General features: G+C 57.6%; 13 protein-coding genes and 1 other RNA gene. 5 read left to right on the top strand and 9 right to left on the bottom strand.

Features of this window, described 5'->3' with window-relative positions:
* The first annotated feature begins 43 nt into the window (after positions 1-43).
* Genes ACIPO9_RS15325 through ACIPO9_RS15310 form a run of 4 tightly spaced genes read left to right on the top strand, consistent with a single transcriptional unit; the run spans position 44 to position 6,232 of the window.
* On the top strand, positions 44-250 hold the full coding sequence (locus tag ACIPO9_RS15325; protein ID WP_400781834.1) for a helix-turn-helix domain-containing protein: 207 nt from the start codon (positions 44-46) through the stop codon (positions 248-250).
* A gap of 27 nt (positions 251-277) precedes the next feature.
* Positions 278-3,388 (top strand): type I restriction endonuclease subunit R, encoded by a 3,111-nt coding sequence (locus tag ACIPO9_RS15320; protein WP_400781832.1) that lies wholly within the window; start codon positions 278-280, stop codon positions 3,386-3,388.
* Positions 3,382-5,016 carry a class I SAM-dependent DNA methyltransferase gene (locus ACIPO9_RS15315; RefSeq protein ID WP_400781830.1) on the top strand — a complete coding sequence of 545 codons (1,635 nt, stop codon included), beginning with the start codon at positions 3,382-3,384 and terminating at the stop codon, positions 5,014-5,016. Before ACIPO9_RS15320 ends, ACIPO9_RS15315 begins: the two co-directional genes overlap by 7 nt.
* Positions 5,009-6,232, top strand: coding sequence for a restriction endonuclease subunit S (locus ACIPO9_RS15310; RefSeq protein ID WP_400781827.1), 1,224 nt, complete (start codon positions 5,009-5,011; stop codon positions 6,230-6,232). Before ACIPO9_RS15315 ends, ACIPO9_RS15310 begins: the two co-directional genes overlap by 8 nt.
* 184 nt (positions 6,233-6,416) lie before the next feature.
* On the opposite strand, the gene ACIPO9_RS15305 is transcribed toward ACIPO9_RS15310, so the two are convergent.
* The 8 genes from ACIPO9_RS15305 to ACIPO9_RS15270 all read right to left on the bottom strand — a co-directional run bounded on the left by ACIPO9_RS15305 (position 6,417) and on the right by ACIPO9_RS15270 (position 16,867).
* The gene (locus ACIPO9_RS15305; RefSeq protein WP_400781825.1) at positions 6,417-6,704 is read right to left on the bottom strand and encodes a hypothetical protein; all 288 of its coding nucleotides are present in this window, start codon (positions 6,702-6,704) and stop codon (positions 6,417-6,419) included.
* Positions 6,701-7,681 carry an integrase domain-containing protein gene (locus tag ACIPO9_RS15300; RefSeq protein WP_400782132.1) on the bottom strand — a complete coding sequence of 327 codons (981 nt, stop codon included), beginning with the start codon at positions 7,679-7,681 and terminating at the stop codon, positions 6,701-6,703. The genes ACIPO9_RS15305 and ACIPO9_RS15300 overlap by 4 nt, the downstream gene beginning before the upstream one ends.
* Before the next feature lie 953 nt (positions 7,682-8,634).
* Positions 8,635-9,888 carry an integrase domain-containing protein gene (locus ACIPO9_RS15295; RefSeq protein ID WP_400781822.1) on the bottom strand — a complete coding sequence of 418 codons (1,254 nt, stop codon included), beginning with the start codon at positions 9,886-9,888 and terminating at the stop codon, positions 8,635-8,637.
* Positions 9,889-10,073: 185 nt separating this feature from the next.
* Positions 10,074-10,465: a transfer-messenger RNA gene (gene ssrA / locus ACIPO9_RS15290) on the bottom strand.
* Positions 10,466-10,582: 117 nt separating this feature from the next.
* Positions 10,583-10,867 (bottom strand): hypothetical protein, encoded by a 285-nt coding sequence (locus ACIPO9_RS15285; RefSeq protein ID WP_274133596.1) that lies wholly within the window; start codon positions 10,865-10,867, stop codon positions 10,583-10,585.
* A gap of 200 nt (positions 10,868-11,067) precedes the next feature.
* A complete protein-coding gene (locus ACIPO9_RS15280; protein ID WP_400781820.1) occupies positions 11,068-13,878 on the bottom strand; it encodes an FAD-binding and (Fe-S)-binding domain-containing protein in 2,811 nt (936 codons plus the stop codon).
* A gap of 70 nt (positions 13,879-13,948) precedes the next feature.
* Entirely contained in the window at positions 13,949-15,103 is a 1,155-nt protein-coding gene (lldD, locus tag ACIPO9_RS15275) for an FMN-dependent L-lactate dehydrogenase LldD (protein WP_400781817.1), read from the bottom strand.
* Positions 15,104-15,172: 69 nt separating this feature from the next.
* Complete coding sequence (locus ACIPO9_RS15270; protein ID WP_400605251.1) at positions 15,173-16,867, bottom strand: lactate permease LctP family transporter; 1,695 nt, start codon at positions 16,865-16,867, stop codon at positions 15,173-15,175.
* A gap of 419 nt (positions 16,868-17,286) precedes the next feature.
* Between ACIPO9_RS15270 and ACIPO9_RS15265 the strand changes: the two genes are divergently transcribed.
* The gene (locus ACIPO9_RS15265; RefSeq protein ID WP_274133592.1) at positions 17,287-18,054 is read left to right on the top strand and encodes a GntR family transcriptional regulator; all 768 of its coding nucleotides are present in this window, start codon (positions 17,287-17,289) and stop codon (positions 18,052-18,054) included.
* A gap of 137 nt (positions 18,055-18,191) precedes the next feature.
* On the opposite strand, the gene smpB is transcribed toward ACIPO9_RS15265, so the two are convergent.
* Positions 18,192-18,674 carry an SsrA-binding protein SmpB gene (smpB, locus tag ACIPO9_RS15260; RefSeq protein ID WP_274135939.1) on the bottom strand — a complete coding sequence of 161 codons (483 nt, stop codon included), beginning with the start codon at positions 18,672-18,674 and terminating at the stop codon, positions 18,192-18,194.
* Positions 18,675-18,758: the final 84 nt, after the last annotated feature.

Here is an 18,758-nt window from a genome sequence, read left to right as displayed (position 1 = left end):
CTTCAGCCGATTTAAAGCGACTATGGAAGTGTTAGGCTGGTCTATGAGCACCGAACCTTGGGTTACTGCTGAGCAGGTCTCCCTTCATTTGGGGGTGGCCAAAGATACGGTCTATCGCTGGCGTGAGCGGCGGGGCATGCCGGCCCATCGCATTGGCAGACTCTGGAAGTTCCAGCTCTCCGAGGTGGATGAGTGGGTACGCGCTGGTGGGGCGGATGATGCCTCCGAAACCGCACCGCAACACAATTAGCGCACTGCATAAGGATGAGCACTTCTAATGGTTTTCAGTGAAGATTCGCGAGTCAAGATCCCCTGCATCTTGCACATGATTCGCCTAGGATACAGCTACCTCTCCCTGAAAGACGCCTCATGGGATGAGCAAACCAATATCTTTCCGGCGCTTTTTTGTTCTTCTTTGGCCAGAATCAACCCTGAAGTGGAGGCAGATGACATCGACCGGCTGCTGGCCGAAGCCAAGCTCTTGTTAGATTACGAGGACCTCGGTCAGGCCTTCTTCAATAGGCTCACCGCGCGCTCTGGCCCCCGTCTGATTGACTTCGAAAACTTCGACAACAACAGCTTCCACGTTGTGACCGAGCTGCCATACCGAAATGGTGATGATGCGTTCCGGCCCGACATCACCCTGCTTATAAATGGCATGCCGCTGGCCTTCCTCGAGGTCAAGAAGCCTAACAACCGCGAAGGCGTGCTGTCCGAGCGCAACCGCATCATCAAGCGCTGCCGCAATCTGCGCTTCCGTCGTTTCATTAACATTACCCAGTTGATGGTTTTCTCCAACAACATGGAGTATGAAGACGGCTCGCCGCAGCCAATCGAAGGCGCCTTCTATGCCAGCCCTTCGTATGACTCGCCAATCTTCAACTACTTCCGTGAAGAGGAAGCGTTGAATCTGGCCGAGTTGCTGGCTGCAGAAGATGACGACATCGAGAACACAGTGCTGCGCGACAATAATCTCAACGTTATCAAACACAGTCCGGAGTTTCTCAGCAACAAGGATCCCGACGCGCCGACCAACCGTATCTGCACATCGCTGTTCAGCCGTCAACGCTTGGCATTTCTGTTGCGTTTTTCGCTCGTCTATGTGAACGAGGCCGACGGCCTGCAAAAGCATGTCATGCGATACCCGCAGCTTTTCGCCACTAAGGCCATCGAGAAGAAGCTCGACGCTGGCGTACGCAATGGCATCATTTGGCACACTCAGGGAAGTGGCAAGACCGCGCTTGCTTACTACAACACCCGCTTTCTGACGGAATATTTTCAGCGTCAGGGCATTATTCCCAAGTTCTATTTCATCGTCGACCGGCTCGATCTGCTCACCCAGGCCCAGCGCGAGTTTTCCGGGCGCGGGCTGATCGTACACAGCATCGACAGTCGTGAAGCCTTCGCTCGCGATATCAAGGCCACGCAGGTGTTGCACAACCACAGCGGCAGGTCAGAGATCACCGTGGTCAACATCCAGAAATTCCAGGATGACCCGGACGCGGTGCGTATCGAGGATTACGACGTCAACATCCAGCGCGTCTACTTCCTTGATGAGGTGCACCGCAGCTACAACCCGCAGGGCAGTTTCCTCGCTAACCTCAGCCAATCAGACCGCAGCGCCATCAAGATTGGCCTTACCGGCACCCCCTTGTTAGGTGATGATCGCAATTCCCGGGCCTTGTTCGGTGACTACATCCACAAGTACTACTACAACGCATCTATCGCAGACGGCTACACCCTGCGACTGATCCGTGAAGAAATTGCCACCAACTACAAACTGGTGCTTCAGGAGGCGCTGGCTGCTGTAGAACTGAAACAGGGTGATATTGAACGCAAGCTTGTCTACTCTCACCCGAAGTTCGTCGAGCCTATGCTCGAATATATCGTGCGTGATTTCGAAAAGAGCCGCGGTGCGCTGGCCGACGCCAGCATCGGCGGTATGGTGATCTGCGACAGCGCCGAACAGGCCCGGCAGATGTTCGAGATATTCAACGACGTTCACGCCAAGCAGGGCCAGCCCAGCTCCAACCTAAAGGAATCCTCGCAAGCCTTGATCACCGCCGCGCCGCCCGGTAGCTACGCCGCTCGCAGACTGCAGGAAAATCGCGTCAAGACTGCCGCACTGATCCTGCATGACGTAGGGAGTAAGGAAGAGCGTAAGCAATGGGTGGAAGACTTCAAGGCAGGCAACATCGACCTGCTATTCGTCTACAACATGCTGCTCACCGGCTTCGATGCCAAGCGCCTGAAAAAGCTCTACCTAGGTCGAGTGATCCGTTCGCACAATTTGCTGCAGGCGCTCACACGTGTCAATCGTACTTACAAGGATTTCCGCTACGGCTACGTGGTCGATTTCGCCGACATCCGCAAGGAGTTCGACGCCACTAACAAGGCCTATTTCGACGAGCTGCAGGCCGAGTTGGGCGACGAGGTCGAGCACTACTCCAATCTGTTTAAATCCGCTGAAGAAATCGCCGAGGAAATCGAACAGATCAAGGACATCCTTTTTAGCTTCAACATCGAGAACGCCGAGGAGTTCTCGCGGCAGATCATCCAAATTCAGGATCGCGCTACGGTGCTGGCGCTCAAGAAGGCACTGGCCGACGCCCGGATCCTTTATAACCTGATTCGCCTGCAGGGCGACTACGCACACCTGCAGCAGCTTGATTTCCAGAAGCTCAACCAGCTTTACCGCGAAACCTGCAACCACCTCGATATGCTCAACCTGAAAGAGAGCATCGAATCCAGTTCCGATACCGCCAACCTGCTCAACGTGGCGCTGGAAGATGTGCTGTTCATGTTCTCCAAGATCCGGGAAGAAGAGCTGGTACTGGCTGACAAACTCAAGAACACCTTGCGTCAGACCCGTGAAGCTCTGGTCGACAATTTCGACCAGCAAGATCCCAAGTTCATTACGCTCAGAGAAGAGCTGGAGCGATTGTTCAAGAAAAAGAAACTCAGCGAGGTCAGTCAGGAGGAAATGACTGCCAACATCGGCGCACTCAACGCGATTCACGAACAGGTCAAAGAGCTCAATCGGCAGAATAATCAGCTGCGCGCCAAGTACCAAGGTGACGCAAAATACACCCGTATCCACAAGCGTCTGCAAGAGCGCGGCGGCCTCACTAAAACGGAACGCCGTCTGTTTGAGGCGCTTTCCGGAGTGAAACAGCAGGCCGACGAACAGGTGTTGCAGAACACTCAGCTAGTGAACAACGAAAGCTACTTTGAAGGGATGATGATGCCGCTGGTGATTGGCGAGTTTCAAGGTCGCCAGAAAATTCAGCTCACTCCAGGCGCTTCTCGCACCATCAACCAATTGGTGGTGGCCGAATACATCAATGAATTTGCCTCAGGCACTCGAATAGGAACACCCACGTGGTAACGCAGGAATTTGAGCAACGCACTCGCCGCCTCATTGACAGTCTTAAAAAAACTTGCGCAGACTATGGTCTGGGCAACGATGGTAATGAATTCAAGATCATAACCCAGGTTTTTCTCTACAAATTTCTCAACGACAAGTTCACTTACGAAGCAAAAAAAATTCGTCCCGAGCTGAGCCAAGCCCTCACTTGGGAGCAGGCCATAGCCAGTCTTAGTGCTGATGAGTTGGAAATGCTGCAATTGCAATTGGGGCCAGACACCCCACGATTGAAGCCTGAGCACTTTCTCGCTCATCTCTTCCGCCAGCAGAATGAGCCTGAGTTCGCTAAGCTGTTTGACGACACCCTGCGTGACATCGCCATTACCAACAATGACATCTTCGCAGTGAAAACAGATGGTGGTGCCAAGGTCACGTTGTTTGATCGTGTCAGCGAATACATCTCCGACCCGTCCAAGCGTGACAATTTTTGCCGCGCACTGATCAACAAGCTGGTGGAGTTCAGCTTCGAGCGCATCTTCACCCAGAAGTACGACTTTTACGCTGCGCTTTTCGAGTATCTGATCAAAGATTACAACAATGATAGCGGCGGTAAGTACGCCGAGTACTACACCCCCCATGCGGTGGCGAAGATCATGGCCGCCATATTGGTACCAGAGAGTGTGCGCGGCAAAATCAGGAACGTGAGCTGCTACGACCCTTCCGCCGGCTCCGGCACCCTATTGATGAACATCGCCCATGCCATCGGCGAGCAGCGCTGCAGTATCTATTCGCAGGATATCTCGCAAAAGTCATCCAGCCTGCTGCGCTTGAACTTGGTCCTCAATAATCTAGTGCACTCCATCCCCAACGTCATCCAGGGCAACACCATGGCCCACCCCTACCATCGGGAGGGTAAGGCGCTTAAAAAATTCGATTACATTGTCAGCAATCCACCGTTCAAGATGGACTTCAGTGATTTTCGTAATGAGCTGGACAGCAAGGAACATCAGGGACGCTTTTTCGCTGGGGTGCCGAATATCCCTAAACAGGCCGTCGACAAAATGGCTATCTATCAACTTTTTCTGCAGCACATTATTCATTCGCTTAAACCAGGGGGCAAAGCCGCCGTGGTAGTGCCCACCGGCTTTATCACGGCACAAAGTGGCATCGACAGGGCTATCAGGCAGCATCTTGTGGATAACAGAATGCTGGCCGGTGTGGTCTCCATGCCCAGTAATATTTTTGCCACCACCGGTACCAATGTTTCCATCTTGTTTATCGACGCAGCTAATAAAGAGGATGTAGTGCTACTTGACGCCTCCGGCCTTGGCACTAAAGTTAAGGATGGAAAGAATCAGAAGACCCTACTTTCGGAGGCAGAGGAAGACCGCATAATTGCTACCTTTAATGGCAAAGAAGCGGTCGACGATTTCTCGGTGGTGGTTAGCTACGGCCTCATTGCTGCCAAAAACTATTCCCTGAGTGCCGGGCAGTATTTTGAGGTGAAGATTGAGTATGCCGACTTGACCCCGGCACAGTTCGCCGCAAAGCTACAGGGTTTTGCTGACAATCTGGATGATCTATTTAACGAGTCGGCGGGTCTGAAACAGGAAATTAAGAAGCAGTTGGCGGGGTTGCGGTATGAGTAAACCTTCTTGGCCAGAATCCAGTTTAAACTCCCTTTGTTCTCGGATTGGGGATGGGGTTCATGGAACGCCCAGATACGTTGAGAACTCGGAGTATCCGTTCATTAATGGCAATAATTTAAAACAAGGTTTTATTAGGATATTTCCGCAGACGAAAAAAGTAAATCGCTCTGAATTTGAAAAATATTTCATTGAGTTCGACGAGAATACTTTGTTTCTATCCATCAATGGCACCCTCGGTAGCTTGGCAAAATACCGCGGGGAATCTGTCATTCTTGGCAAAAGCGTGGCTTACATTAAGTGCTCAAAAATAGACGTTGATTTTCTTTACTACTACTTGCAGTTAGGGCACATTCAACGGCAGATTTGGAACGTTGCTACTGGCTCAACTATCAAAAATCTGTCTCTTGCATCAATTAGAAATCTTCGGATTCCGACGCCGCCCGCAGCAGAGCAGAAAAAAATCGCTGCGGTCCTCTCCGCCTTGGACGCTAAGATTGACTGTAATAATCGTATCAACGCCCAACTGGAAATGATGGCTAAGACTCTGTACGACTACTGGTTTGTGCAGTTTGACTTTCCCGACGCTAACGGAAAACCCTACAAGTCCGCCGGTGGCAAGATGCGTTACAATGTCACGCTGAAACGAGAAATTCCAGATGGATGGGAGGATAGACAGTTAAGTCAGATTGCAAATATAACCATGGGACAGTCTCCAGTTGGAGAGTCCCTGAATGATTCCGAAGAGGGGGTGGAGTTCTTTCAAGGGTCTACCGATTTTGGCTGGCAGTTTCCGACGGTGCGCCAGTACACAACTCAACCTACCCGTATGGCAAAAAGCGGCGATATATTGCTCAGTGTTCGTGCCCCAGTCGGTGATATGAATATTGCGCACCTAGACTGTTGCATCGGGCGTGGGTTGGCTGCGTTGAATAGCAAGGATGGTTTTGATGGCTTCCTATTTTATGCCATGAAATATTTCAAAACGATTTTCGATAGAAGAAATAGTGAGGGAACCACATTTGGCTCTATAACCAAGGATGATCTGTATTCATTGCCGCTGGCTTATCCTCAAAATAAACTACTCACTGAATATGACAAAGTCGTGACGAAGTATAACCAAATGGTTTTTAAGCGAAGTATGGAGAATCAATACCTCACACAACTCCGCGACTGGCTGCTGCCCATGCTGATGAATGGCCAGGTCGCGGTGGCTTAAAGCGTTCTACGGTGGCTGCAAACCACAAAAGCACATTCGCAGCCTCGTAGCCAAACTTCGCGTTTGATTGGCATGGTCGGCGAGGTGGCGTTTCGGGGTAACGAATAAGGGCTGCTTATCGCTGGTAGTTGCCATCCGAGGATGGCGGTCATGGATCGAATTTGGTCGGTCTTGACTATCAAAATTAGGTCTTCGCTTGGGAAACGAATGTCCAGGATTTTTTCAAGCGGCTAGCAAGCAGCCTTACGGTCAGCAGATAGTAATAGCGGGTCAGCTCGCATCGCCCAGCTAGGCGGTGCTCAAGAAACCAAGCCACATGCTTTCTCTGCCAAGCCCAAGGCGTCTCTAGTTGCCAGCGATCATATATTTCAGCATGGATGAGTTTTGCTTGTCGTAAGTGACGTTGCCGGGTTGCATTAGATCCGGTCAGCACACCAGCCAAGAACAACTCCATATCGAATGGTTTACTCATAGCCGCCCTCCAATGTAGGCAGCGACCACATCGATCCGACCGTGCCCCAACTCATAGCCGATTTGCTTCCGAGCCTCACGATCAAGGCTCCGATCTACCTGGTAACAGTGGCCGCCATTGATAGGCGCGCTGTGTCGGGTGATTTGCTCATAGCGCTCACAAGCGTATGCCGCTCGTAGCTCATGGAAGCCTTTGAGATTGTGGGCATGCAGGATGTCCCGCGCAGGGCGGATGATTTGTAGGAGAAGACTCGAGTAGCTTTCGTGTGACGCAAGCAGGTTGCGGCTACCTGCAGGCGAAATCTGCCGTGTAAACTTAAGTGCATCTCGAACTTGGCCGTCCACCGCAATCCATCGTGGCGCCGAGGCGCCGGCGCGGCCGCCTTTGGTGCCATCCTGAATGTTAATCCTGCCTTGGGCGTTAGCCTCACGGCTTAGTCGTGGCAGGTCAGCCAGAATAGCCTCACGTAAGCGCATACCGGTCGCTCGCGCCAACAGTACGATCGCGGCGGCCCGGAACTGATTTTGGCTGCAGAGCGCATCGACGATCTGCTTAACCTGTTCGCGGTCTTGGCCCTGAGGCACTGAATGTCGAACCCCGGTGCGCTGCATACCCAGCGCTTTGCTCGGACTTAGCAGCCTCACGTACTGATCACCGCGCAGCGCCGCCATGGTCCTGTTCACGCTGGATAGCCGGTTTTGTGCAGTGCTGACGGCGAGGTCGCCGCGCCGAACCACGTCGCGCAGATACGTCGCATAGGCGGCCAACACACTTCGATCAATCTGCCGCGCATCATTGATACCGGGCCCGTGTTCGGAGCGGCACCACTTCACGAATGCCAGCCACCGATCACAGTGCGCCTTGACCGTGCCGTAATGACCACCGCCGAACATGGCTTTCAGCGCCTGCAGCCCTGCGTAGCTCAACTGCCTGCCGTAACCAAAATTTCGACCGTCGTGCCTACTCACTATTGCCATGTCGGTCACCTCATCGTTCGTTCTCAGACCCTCGCCCCACGTCATCCCGCCAAGGATGTTGAGTGTTATCAGGGATCAAGGCCCCTGCGACCTGTGAGGATGTCCTCTAACGCGGGACTGGCGGCTCCTTACGTCCGGGAGCAAGGGCATCTCATGATCTGGCCTCCTGAACACCGTTACCGGTGGGCGGGTGGAGGCTGCATTGGTTGACGAGACCAGCGCCGCGAGATCCTGAGCCATGTGCAAGCAGCAATGCGATGACCGGGGCATGGCTGACTGTCAGTCAGCTGCAGTCCATTCCTTGGTCTGCGGCACCATCATCTACATGGCTGTGGCTGGTGGCATCGGCGTTTGTCACGCCGATTGTCATGAGGGGAATTGCCGTTGAGCCATGTGCGATCAGGGCTGCAGCAGTGTCAGGAGCGCCCGTCTCTTTCCAGTGAAAGAGACGGGCGCAGGTTGGCGCACGTGAAATGGCCAAGCGGATAGGCTGCTGCTGAGCAGATGGGTAGGGTGGTTACCGCAGGGGCAACGATATTGAGTTAGCATCCATCACATGGGTAGTGACCGTACGAGCTGCCGGACGCGAATCGTACTTGCGGCTGAACCACCGCAGGAGCGGCGTGACCTTTAAGGTTCGGGTCACCTGGGGTGCTGCCAACTGCAGCGCTTGGAAGCTTCGTTCTAATGGTCGTTGGGGTGGCTGTCAATAGCCGCAAAGCGTTGGAGATTGCGCCAGTTCCTTGCTTTGGCGTGGAGTGGAATTCGGTGGCACTCAGTAGTTGTGTAGCCGATGGTCGCTTTTATAGTGTTAGCCCCTGGATTTGATGTGGGGACGCGAAGCTTCCCCGCATCAAATCCAGGGGCTTAGCCGGAGGGGGCTAGCGCAAGATAAGTAGGCCATTGCCGCCAGTGAACCTGAAGGCGTGCCTTTTGGGACTATTGCCGCAGCGTTACTGGATCGGTACTACGCGATCCCGCGCCACATTGATCGCGCTGGCCGAGAGGTTGCCGGTCGCGGCTTTCTGGATGTATTCACTCCACCAGACCATCATTGGTCGTCGACGCTCGATGTAGTCCGCCCGGTTGTATGCGCTGCGCACCTCATCTTTATCTACGTGCGCCAGCGCGACCTCGATCAGTTCGGGGTCCCAACCATGTTCGTTAAGGATAGTGCTGGCCATCGAGCGCAGCCCGTGGCTGACGAGCCGATCCTGGAAGCCCATCCTTTTAAGCGCCATGTTCGCCGTCTGGCTATTGGCATGGGTACGGGGATTCCGGTCAGATGGAAACACGTATTCGCGGTTGCCGCTGAGTGGCCGGACCGTGGTCAGCAATGCAAGTGCTTGGTCTGTGAGCGGGATCGCATGGGGTCGGCGTTTTTTCATACGCTCGGCGGGGATGACCCACAGAGCCTTATCGACGTCGATATCGGCCCACCGTGTGGTAGCCGCCTCGGCGGGGCGGGTCATGGTGTGGAGTTGCCACTCGAGCAAGCAGCGGGTTATGCGTTTGATGCTAGCATTGGCGATTTCCATCATCAGCTCGGGAAGCTCCTCGGGCGGAAGCGCAGCCATATTTTCTTTTCTCGGTTTTTTGAAAACCGAACGTATACCAGTCAGCGGGTTGGCGAAGATCAGGCCGGAGTTCACTCCATAGGTCATGATCTCGTTGAGCCGCTGACTGACGCGCTTCACCGTCTCTAGGCTGCCCTTCGCCTCTAAAGGTCTGAGCAGCTTGATCACCATGGGGGCGGACACGTCCTTGAGGGGCGTGCTTTTCATGCTGGGCAAAACGTGCAGCACGAGCGAGCGCCAGATGTCCTCTGCGTAGGCGGGCGTCACCGAGTCCTTCTTGAGCTCGAACCAGGCGGTGGCGACTTTCTCAAAGGTGTGCTCGTTCTCGGCCAGCCTTGCCTGTCGAGCCTCATCGCGTTGGGCTTTGGGGTCAATACCCAGTGCGAGCAGTTCGCGCGCCTCTGTCGCTTTCTTCCGGGCATTGGCCAGTGAGAGGTCGGGGTAAGGGCCGAGCGCCATGTTGAGGCGATCGCGGGTCAGCGGCTCGCGGTAATTGAAGTTCCAGATCATCGAGCCGCTGGCGCGTACTCGAAGCTGCAGACCATCGCCGTCGGTGAGGACGAAGTCTTTACCAGTGGCCTTGACCGTCTTGAGCTGGCGGTCGGAGAGGCGGCTTGCGTTAGTAGGCATTGGGATACCTCCAGCAGCGTTTTGGTATCCTGAAAATAGCACTGGTTAGCCAGGGATACCACCCGGGATACCAAAAGCGTTGGAACTCAAAAAACCACTGAAGACCGCAAAAGCGCTGAAAGCCCCGTTTTTGCTGACCTGCAGGCACAAAAAAAGACGTCCGTGGACGTCTTTAGATGTTGAAGTGGTGGAGCCGGGGGGATTTGAACCCCCGTCCGCCAGTACTCCGCTTTCGGGCCTACATGCTTAGCCGTGTCTATTAAGTTAACCCTCAGCGACCCGACGGGCAGGGTGCTTTGGGCGAGCTGTGTAAGTTTTAGCCGATTCGTCCACAGCGTACTGCACGGCGATCCTGTTCTGTATGACAATCATTTCGGGTTTACAGGCATCCCCTGATGATTGCTGGAGCCGAAGCTACCAGAAGGAAGGCTAGCGCCGCTTACGCAGCGAGAGCTTGTTCCCCGTAGGTTTCGTCATTGGCAACTATAGAAAGTTGCAACAGTGGATTTACGACTTCTGTTACCAAGTCGGCATGCCCCTAGAGTTTCATCACCGGCGTCGAATCCTAATCGGCCCCAATTCTGCTGCTCTAGGCAGTCAGGGGACGGAGTCTACCCGAATCAATGGGATACGTCACCTTGTGCGGGATGCGACCTGCGCTGGACAGGTCGAACCCCGTTTGCCGAGGCGAGGGTTACTTGGCGCCTTCGCTGCCCGAGCCCATGGTTTTCAGCTCTTGAATGGTCTTGCTGGTTTCGGCGATGCATTTCTTGTCGTCGCCGGCTTTTTGCGCGGCTTCGCCGGCCATCATGGCGCGTTCGACCTCTTCCTTTTTGTCCGGGCTGAGGTTGGTCGCCGATGAGGTGTGGGCATCCTTGAGGGTTTGCAGGTTGGTGCCGCACAGGTCATCGGCAGCGAATACCGGGGAACCCAACAGTGCAGCGGTCAGAAACAAGCCAGTCAGTGCTGTACGTTTCATGTGTATCTCCTTAAGCCTGTGGACTGGGCATTCAATGGGGCCGATGCCCGGATAGGGAATGACAAGCAGCCATGTGTGGCGCTTAAAGAGATGGACTGTCCGCCGTCGCAGGGGTTCTATTTTTTTCGCGGGTGGTGTGAAAAAGCCATGTTGCGAGATGTGTCGGGGAAATGGGGCGATTGTCGCCCCATTTGGGTGCATCAAGCGGTTCTTGGTCGGGTGACTCTGTCCACGAGATAAACCAGCCCGTGGTAGTCGATGCCGCCGTGCTGCGTGAGGCCGATTTCGCAGGTGCGGCTGGTGGAGATGCCTTCGCTGCAGTACTGCACGGCGTCTTTGAGGGTGCGCAGGGAGTGGGCGTTGAGCTCGGGTGTGGTGAAGCCTTTGTCGCCGGCGAAACCGCAGCAGTGAATGCCTTCCGGGATCACGACGTTGAGGCTGCACATGCGCGCCAGTTCGATCAGCGCCTGGCTTTCGCCCAAGTGCTGGGTGCTGCAGGTGACGTGAACGGCAATGGATTCCTGTTGCGGGGTGAACACCAGTTTGTCGAGCAGGTGGGTGCGGATGAAGCGGACCGGGTCGTAGAGGTCCAGGCGGGTGTCCTTGAGGTCCTGCACCAAACGCAGGGTGCAGGGGCTGGTGTCGCAGTAGATGGGGTCCAGGCCGCCGCGGCTGGCTTTGGTCAGTGCTGCGAGCAGTTGCTGGCGTTTTTCTTCGGCCTGTTCGGCGTAGCCTTTTGAGGCGAAGGGTTGGCCGCAGCAGAGGGCGTCCTGGTCTTCGGGGAAGACGACTTGGTAACCGGCTTTTTCCAGCAGGCTGCGGGTTTTGTCCATCAGCGAGGTCTGTTCCTGGTCGGCGGCTGCCGGGCCCATGACGCGCGACACGCAGGCTGCCAGATAGACGACGCGTGGGCGTTGATCTTCAATCGGCGGGGTGAAGCGGATGGCGTTTTCCGCTTGCGGCATGGCCGGGGTCCAGAGGGGCACGCGGCCTGAGGATGCCTTGGTCAGGGCGGCGGAAATCTTCGCCAATCTCGGGGCGCCCAGCAGCATGCGTGCGCCGTTGGCGGCGTGGAGGGTGAAGCGTGCGCCTTTGAGGGCGGTGGTGAAGTGGTCGGCCAGCCAGCCTGCGGTTTTGCCGTGGGTGGCTTGCTGGGCGCGCAGTTTTTTCACCAGCTCGCCGGTGTTGATGCCGACCGGGCAGCGTTGCGCGCACAGGCCGGTGGCGGCGCAGGTGTCGATGCCCTGGTAGTGGTAGTCGCGCTCCAGTTCGGTGGTGTCGATGCCGCTGCGTTTTTTGGCTTGGATGTCGCGCCACATGACGATGCGCTGGCGCGGGCTGAGGGTCAGTCCTTTGGACGGACACACCGGCTCACAAAATCCGCACTCGATGCATTTGTCGACGATGGTGTCGGCGGCGGGCATGGGCTTGAGGTGTTTGAGGTGGATCTGCGGGTCTTCGCTGAGCACGACGTCCGGGTTGAGAATGCCGGTGGGGTCGAGCAGGCGTTTGAGTTGCCACATCAATTGATAGGCTTCGCTGCCCCATTCGAGTTCGACGAAGGGCGCCATGTTGCGCCCGGTGCCGTGCTCGGCCTTGAGCGAGCCGTTGAATTCCACCGCGACCAGTTGCGTGACATCGTCCATGAAGGCCGAGTAGCGGGCGATTTCTTCAGGGTCGTTGAAGCCTTGGGTGAACACGAAGTGCAGGTTCCCCTCCAGCGCGTGGCCGAAGAGGATCGCTTCGTCGTAGTGGTGTTTGTCGAACAGTTCGATCAGGCGACGCACGCCGATGGCCAGTTGCTCGACCGGGAAGGTGACGTCTTCGATGATGACTGTGGTGCCGGTTTCGCGCACCGCGCCGACGGCGGGGAAGGTGTCCTTGCGGATGGCCCAGAGGCGCGCGTTTTCGCCGGGGTCTTCGGTGAAATCTACCTGTTTCTCCACTGGAAAGTGCGCGATGGAGGCCATGATTTGTGCCAGTTGTTCATGCAGCAATGGCTGGGTGGCGGCGCGGGCTTCGATCAGCAGCGCGCAGGCACTTTCCGACAGCTCTCGTACGAAAGCGGGCATGCCGGGTTTGTTCTGCACGGAACGCATGCTGCGCCGGTCGAGCAATTCGACGGCTGAGACAGGCTGTGTCTTTAGCACGGTGACCGCGTTGCAGCAGGTTTCCACATCGGGGAAGACGATCAGCGCCGAGGCCTTGTTCGGGTGGTCGGGCACGGTGTCGTAGGTCACGGCGCTGATGAAACCCAGCGTGCCCTCGGAGCCGACCAGCAGGTGGCTCAAGATATCCAGCGGCTCGTCGAAATCGACCAGGGCGTTGAGTGACAGCCCGGTGGTGTTTTTCAGACGATATTTGTGGCGAATCTTTGCAGCCAACTCGGCATTTGCCCGGGTCTTGCGGCCCAGTTGCGCAAGGCTCTCCAGCAGCGAGCCGTGGCTTGCGCGAAAGGCGGCGACGCTGGCGGCGTCTTCGGTGTCGATGCGCGTGCCGTCGGCCAGCACCATGCGGATGCCCGCCAGGGTGTGGTAGGTGTTCTGGGCGGTGCCGCAGCACATGCCGCTGGAGTTGTTGGCGACGATGCCGCCGATCTTGGCGGCGTTGATCGAGGCCGGGTCAGGGCCAATCTTGCGTCCGAACGGCGCGAGCCAGGCGTTGGCCTGGGCGCCGATGACGCCGGGTTGCAGGCGGATTTGCTCGCCTTGTCCACGAATTTCACGGCCGTTCCAGTTGTCGCCCAGCACGATCAGCACCGAGTCGCTGATGGCCTGGCCGGACAGGCTGGTGCCAGCGGCGCGAAAGGTCACTGGCACGCGATCGACGCGGGCGTGCTGCAGCAGCGCGGCCACTTCGTCTTCGGATTCGACACGAATCACCAGCTTTGGAATCAGCCGGTAGAAGCTCGCGTCGGTGCCGAAGGCCAGGGTCGAGAGCGGGTCGTCGAAGCGGCGTTCGGCGGGGATCAGGCGTTTAACATCGGCCAGGAAGGAGGCGGGCAGGCTCATGCGGTCTTCCTCTGCAGCCGCGGCATCTGGCGTGCCGCGTGCGTGGTGCGTTATCTGAAAGGGTGGGCGCTCAGGCGCCCAGTTCACGCAGCTCTCGAACGAGGGAGTCGCGGGTGATTTCGCTGATGGATTTGGCGCCGGTCAGCACCATGGCCACGCGCATTTCTTTCTCGAACAGTTCGAGCAGATGTTTCACGCCGGCTTCGCCGTGGGTGGCCAGGGCGTAGATGAAGGCGCGACCGATCATCACGGTGTCGGCACCCAGGGCGATCATGCGCACCACGTCCAGGCCGCTGCGAATGCCGGAGTCTGCGAGGATCTTGATGTCGCCCTTCACGGCGTCGGCGATGGCGGGGAGTGCGCGGGCGCTGGATAGCACGCCATCGAGCTGACGACCGCCGTGGTTGGAGACGACGATGCCGTCGGCGCCGAATTTCACCGCGTCGCGGGCGTCGTCAGCGTCGAGGATGCCTTTGATGAGCATCGGGCCGTCCCAGTAGTCACGAATCCATTCCAGATCCTTCCAGGAAATCGACGGATCGAAATTGTTGCCCAGCCAGGCGATGTAATCGGTCAAACCTGTCGGGCTGCCACGGTAGGCGGAGACGTTGCCCAGGTCATGGGGGCGGCCGTTGACGCCGACGTCCCAGGCCCATTGCGGATGAACCATGGACTGCAGCACGCGACGGATCGGGCCGTTGCTGCCGCTCATGCCCGAGTGCAGGTCGCGGTAGCGGGCGCCGGGCACCGGCATGTCGACGGTGAACACCAGGGTTTTCACCCCGGCGGCCTTGGCGCGTTCAAGCGCGTTGCGCATGAAGCCGCGGTCCTTGAGCACGTACAACTGGAACCACATGGGGCGGTCGATGGCGGGCGCGACTTCTTCGATCGGGCACACCGACACGGTCGACAAGGTAAACGGAATGCCTTTGCTGGCAGCGGCGCGGGCGGCCTGCACTTCGCCGCGACGGGCATACATGCCGCAAAGTCCTACAGGAGCCAGAGCGACAGGCATGCTCAGGGTTTCATTGAACAGCGTGGTTTGCAGGCTCAGTTCCGACATGTTTTTCAGAACGCGCTGACGCAAAGCGATGCCAGCAAGATCGGAAACGTTGTGGCGCAGGGTGTGTTCGGCGTAGGCGCCACCGTCGGCGTAGTGAAACAGGAAGGGTGGCAGCTTGCGCTGCGCGGCGGCGCGGTAGTCGGTTGCGGCGGAAATGATCATGGGGTCTCGCAGCGTTGAATGAGCAGGGCAGCAGCCGGGCGCACGCAGTGGCGCCCGGTGCTCGTCTCTTTAGTGAACCAGCATGCCGGTGAACCAGTACGCCTGGGCGTAGGTGATGCAACCGACGATGGCGGCGAAGAAGATGCTGTGCTTGAGGGTGAAGCGGAACAGATCGGACTCTTTACCCACAAGACCTGTGGCCGCACAGGCGACCGCGATCGATTGCGGGGAAATCATCTTGCCGGTTACGCCGCCGCTGGAGTTGGCGGCCACCATCAGCACGTCGCTGACGCCCACCTGGTGCGCGGTGGTCGCTTGCAGCGAGCCGAACAGGGCGTTGCTCGATGTGTCGGAACCGGTCAGGAACACACCCAGCCAGCCCAAGAAGGGCGAGAAGAACGGGAACGCAGCGCCCGTGCCTGCCAGCACCAGGGCCAGTGTGGTGGACATGCCCGAGTAGTTCATGACGAAGGCGAAGGCCAGCACCATGCCGATGGACACGATGGCCCAGCGCAGCTCGATCAGGGTTTCCTTGAAAGTGGTCAGACCAGTTTTTGCGCCGATGCGCAGTACGATCATCGCCAGAATCGCCGAGACCAGAATCGCGCTGCCCGATGCGGCCAGCAGGTCGAACTTGTACACGGCTGGCATGGCGGTCGGGTTGGCCACGATGGGGGCAGCCTTCATGACCAGTTGATCCAGGTGCGGAACCGGGAAGTTCATGGTCAGGGCTTGCAGCGGGCCGCCAGCGGCGAACAGCGCCTTGAACGGCTTCAGCGTCCAGATCGTGACGATCACAGTCAGGATCAGGAACGGCGACCAGGCCTTGATGATGGTGCCGGCGGAGTACGGGGATTTCTTGGTGGTGCGCGGCTGACCGAAGCCGCCAGGGCCGCCCATCACCACGGCACCGCCGCCTGCGCTGGCCACTTGCATGTCGGTGGCGCGGGCCGGTTGCCAGACTTTCAGGAAGAAGGTCAGGGACACCAGGCTCACCAGTGCCGAGGTAATGTCAGGCAGTTCCGGGCCAATGTAGTTCGAGGTCAGGAATTGCACGATGGCGAAGCTGCCGCCTGCTACCAGCGCTGCGGGCCAGGTCTCTTTCACACCCTTGACGCCGTCCATCATGAACATCAGCCAGAACGGCACGAACACCGACAGCAGCGGCAGTTGCCGACCGGCCATGGCGCCGATCTTGAAGGCGTCGATGCCCGACACCTGGCCGGCGACGATGATCGGAATCCCCAGGGCGCCGAACGCCACCGGTGCGGTGTTGGCGATCAGGCACAGGCCGGCTGCGTACAGCGGGTTCAGCCCCAGGCCTACAAGCAGCGCCGCGGTGATCGCCACCGGCGCACCGAAACCTGCCGCACCTTCCAGGAAGGCGCCGAAGCAGAAGCCGATCAGCAGGACCTGCAAGCGCTGGTCGTCGGTGATCGACATGACGGAGCTTCGAATGATCTCGAACTGGCCGCTCTTGACGGTGAGTTTGTAGAGGAACACCGCCGCGATGATGATCCACGCGATGGGCCACAGGCCGTACAGGAAGCCGTAGATCGCCGAGGCGATGGCCATGTCGGCTGGCATTTTGAACGCGAAGATCGCGATCAGCACGGCAAGCAACAGGGTGATGGTGCCCGCAATGTGTCCTTTGAGCCGAAAGACTGCCAGCGCAAGAAAGAAGAACACGATCGGGATGACTGCAGCGAGCGCCGAAAGGCCCAGGCTGCCCAAGGGTGTGTAGAACTGTTGCCAGGTTTGCATGTAGGAGGCCCCTAGTTGTTTTTGGTTAGGCCCGGTGTCCGTGTCCTGCGTGCGCGGCTCCAGCGGACGACGGCCTGTTGGCCTCTGTCCTGCCGGTGCTGACGAACGAATCGCACAGCTCACCAGCTCAAGCGTTGCGCCGTCGCGAATCGCTTGCGGCGTGTCGTGGGGATAGCCACTCGTCGCCGGCATTCATAAATTGGTAAGACCAATTTACAATGTCTTGTCGCTAGGTTAAAAGCCTTGGTGTTGATGTGTCAATTTCAGGCTCTAGAACTTTTGTAGCAGTTCGTCCGGCTTTTGCCTGAAATGGTGATTTGGATTGCATCTGCCGGGTGAATGTCTGGCCACAATCAGTGAGAATATGCGCCCCCGTTTTTATGTCAGGCGGGGCGGCAGGTGATGTGGAGTGATGGGGTATGGGCTTTGATCAGGTGCGTCAGCGCCGGTTGTCAGACGATATTGTCGAACAGCTCGAACGAATGATTCTCGAGGGCACGCTCAGGGCCGGGGGGCGTTTGCCTGCCGAACGGGCGCTTGCCGAACAGTTCGGCGTGTCGCGCCCGTCCCTGCGCGAGGCCATCCAGAAACTCACCGCCAAGGGGCTGCTGGTCAGTCGCCAGGGCGGGGGCAATTATGTGGTGGAGAACCTGGGTTCGACTTTCAGCGATCCTTTGCTGCATCTGCTGGAAAGCAGTTCCGAGGCGCAACGCGACCTGCTGGAATTTCGCCACACGCTGGAAGCTTCCTGCGCCTATTACGCAGCGATTCGCGCCACTGATGTGGACCGCATTCGGCTGCGTGAGGCGTTCGATGCCCTGCAGGACTGTTACACCCGGGTCGATGAGGTGAGCCGTGCCGAAGAGGGTGCGGCGGATGCGAACTTCCACCTGGCGATTGCCGAAGCGAGCCACAACGCGGTGTTGCTGCATACCATTCGTGGGTTGTTCGACCTCTTGCGCCGCAATGTGGTGACCAACATCGGGGGCATGTATCAGCAGCGCTCAGAAACGCGCGACATGCTGATCAGCCAGCATCGCGAGTTGTACCTGGCGATCATCGAAGGCCGGGCTGACGACGCCCGCGAGGTGTCCAGCCGTCATTTGCTGTATGTGCAGGAAGTGCTGGAAGAAGTGCGCCAGCAGGTGCAGCGAACGGCCCGTGCCGAGCGGCGTAACGGGATTTAAAGAAGCAGCGACCGCACACTTGTAGGAGCGCGCTTGCCCGCGACGGCGTCGTGCCAGATGAAAACCATCGGGCTAACACACCGCAGTCGCGGGCAAGCGCGCTCCTACAGTAAGGAGTAGCGCGGCTTATCTCGGGCTCAGTCTTCCTTGCCCTTGTTGCGCACCGCACGTTGCAATTCGCGGTCGGAGTCGCGGGCGCGTTCGGTGTCGCGCTTGTCGTACTCTTTCTTACCCTTGCCGAGTGCGATTTCGCACTTGATCAGGTGCGCCTTCCAGTAAAGGGCGAGGGCGACGGCCGTGTAGCCTTTTTGTGCCACGGCAGCGTTGAGCCTTTCGAGCTCGCGCTTGTTGAGCAGCAGTTTACGGGTGCGTGTCGGGTCAGCGATGACGTGGGTACTGGCTGTCGTCAGCGGCGTGATATGACTGCCCATCAGCCATGCCTCACCGTCCTTGAGCAGCACGTAACTGTCCACCAGCTGCACCTTGTTGGCACGCAGGCTTTTTACTTCCCAACCGGACAGGACCAGACCGGCCTCGAACTTGTGTTCGATGAAGTAATCGTGACGCGCCTTTTTATTTTGCGCGATGGTCCCTGTGGGATGTTTCTTGAGCTTGGCCATAGGCGACGCATTATAGGGATCAACGGTGCTCTCGGCTATGGGCTCGCAACAGTGACCTGCGTGCTTGAGCGCACTGAGTGAATC

It is taken from the genome of Pseudomonas sp. NPDC090203, assembly GCF_044746765.1.
GTDB classification, from domain to species: Bacteria; Pseudomonadota; Gammaproteobacteria; order Pseudomonadales; family Pseudomonadaceae; genus Aquipseudomonas; species Aquipseudomonas putida_AD.
The sequence above is the reverse complement of the archived record's forward strand: the minus strand, read 5'-3'. Positions and strand labels throughout refer to the sequence as shown.

Bases quoted from the DNA above. Each gene is read 5' to 3' on its own strand.
- smpB (WP_274135939.1), bottom strand. From the start codon at position 18,674: ATGGCCAAGCTCAAGAAACATCCCACAGGGACCATCGCGCAAAATAAA.
- ACIPO9_RS15325 (WP_400781834.1), top strand. From the start codon at position 44: ATGAGCACCGAACCTTGGGTTACTGCTGAGCAGGTCTCCCTTCATTTG.
- ACIPO9_RS15295 (WP_400781822.1), bottom strand. From the start codon at position 9,888: ATGCCTACTAACGCAAGCCGCCTCTCCGACCGCCAGCTCAAGACGGTC.
- ACIPO9_RS15270 (WP_400605251.1), bottom strand. From the start codon at position 16,867: ATGCAAACCTGGCAACAGTTCTACACACCCTTGGGCAGCCTGGGCCTT.
- ACIPO9_RS15300 (WP_400782132.1), bottom strand. From the start codon at position 7,681: ATGGCAATAGTGAGTAGGCACGACGGTCGAAATTTTGGTTACGGCAGG.
- ACIPO9_RS15265 (WP_274133592.1), top strand. From the start codon at position 17,287: ATGGGCTTTGATCAGGTGCGTCAGCGCCGGTTGTCAGACGATATTGTC.
- ACIPO9_RS15280 (WP_400781820.1), bottom strand. From the start codon at position 13,878: ATGAGCCTGCCCGCCTCCTTCCTGGCCGATGTTAAACGCCTGATCCCC.
- ACIPO9_RS15305 (WP_400781825.1), bottom strand. From the start codon at position 6,704: ATGAGTAAACCATTCGATATGGAGTTGTTCTTGGCTGGTGTGCTGACC.
- ACIPO9_RS15320 (WP_400781832.1), top strand. From the start codon at position 278: ATGGTTTTCAGTGAAGATTCGCGAGTCAAGATCCCCTGCATCTTGCAC.
- ACIPO9_RS15285 (WP_274133596.1), bottom strand. From the start codon at position 10,867: ATGAAACGTACAGCACTGACTGGCTTGTTTCTGACCGCTGCACTGTTG.
- lldD (WP_400781817.1), bottom strand. From the start codon at position 15,103: ATGATCATTTCCGCCGCAACCGACTACCGCGCCGCCGCGCAGCGCAAG.
- ACIPO9_RS15310 (WP_400781827.1), top strand. From the start codon at position 5,009: ATGAGTAAACCTTCTTGGCCAGAATCCAGTTTAAACTCCCTTTGTTCT.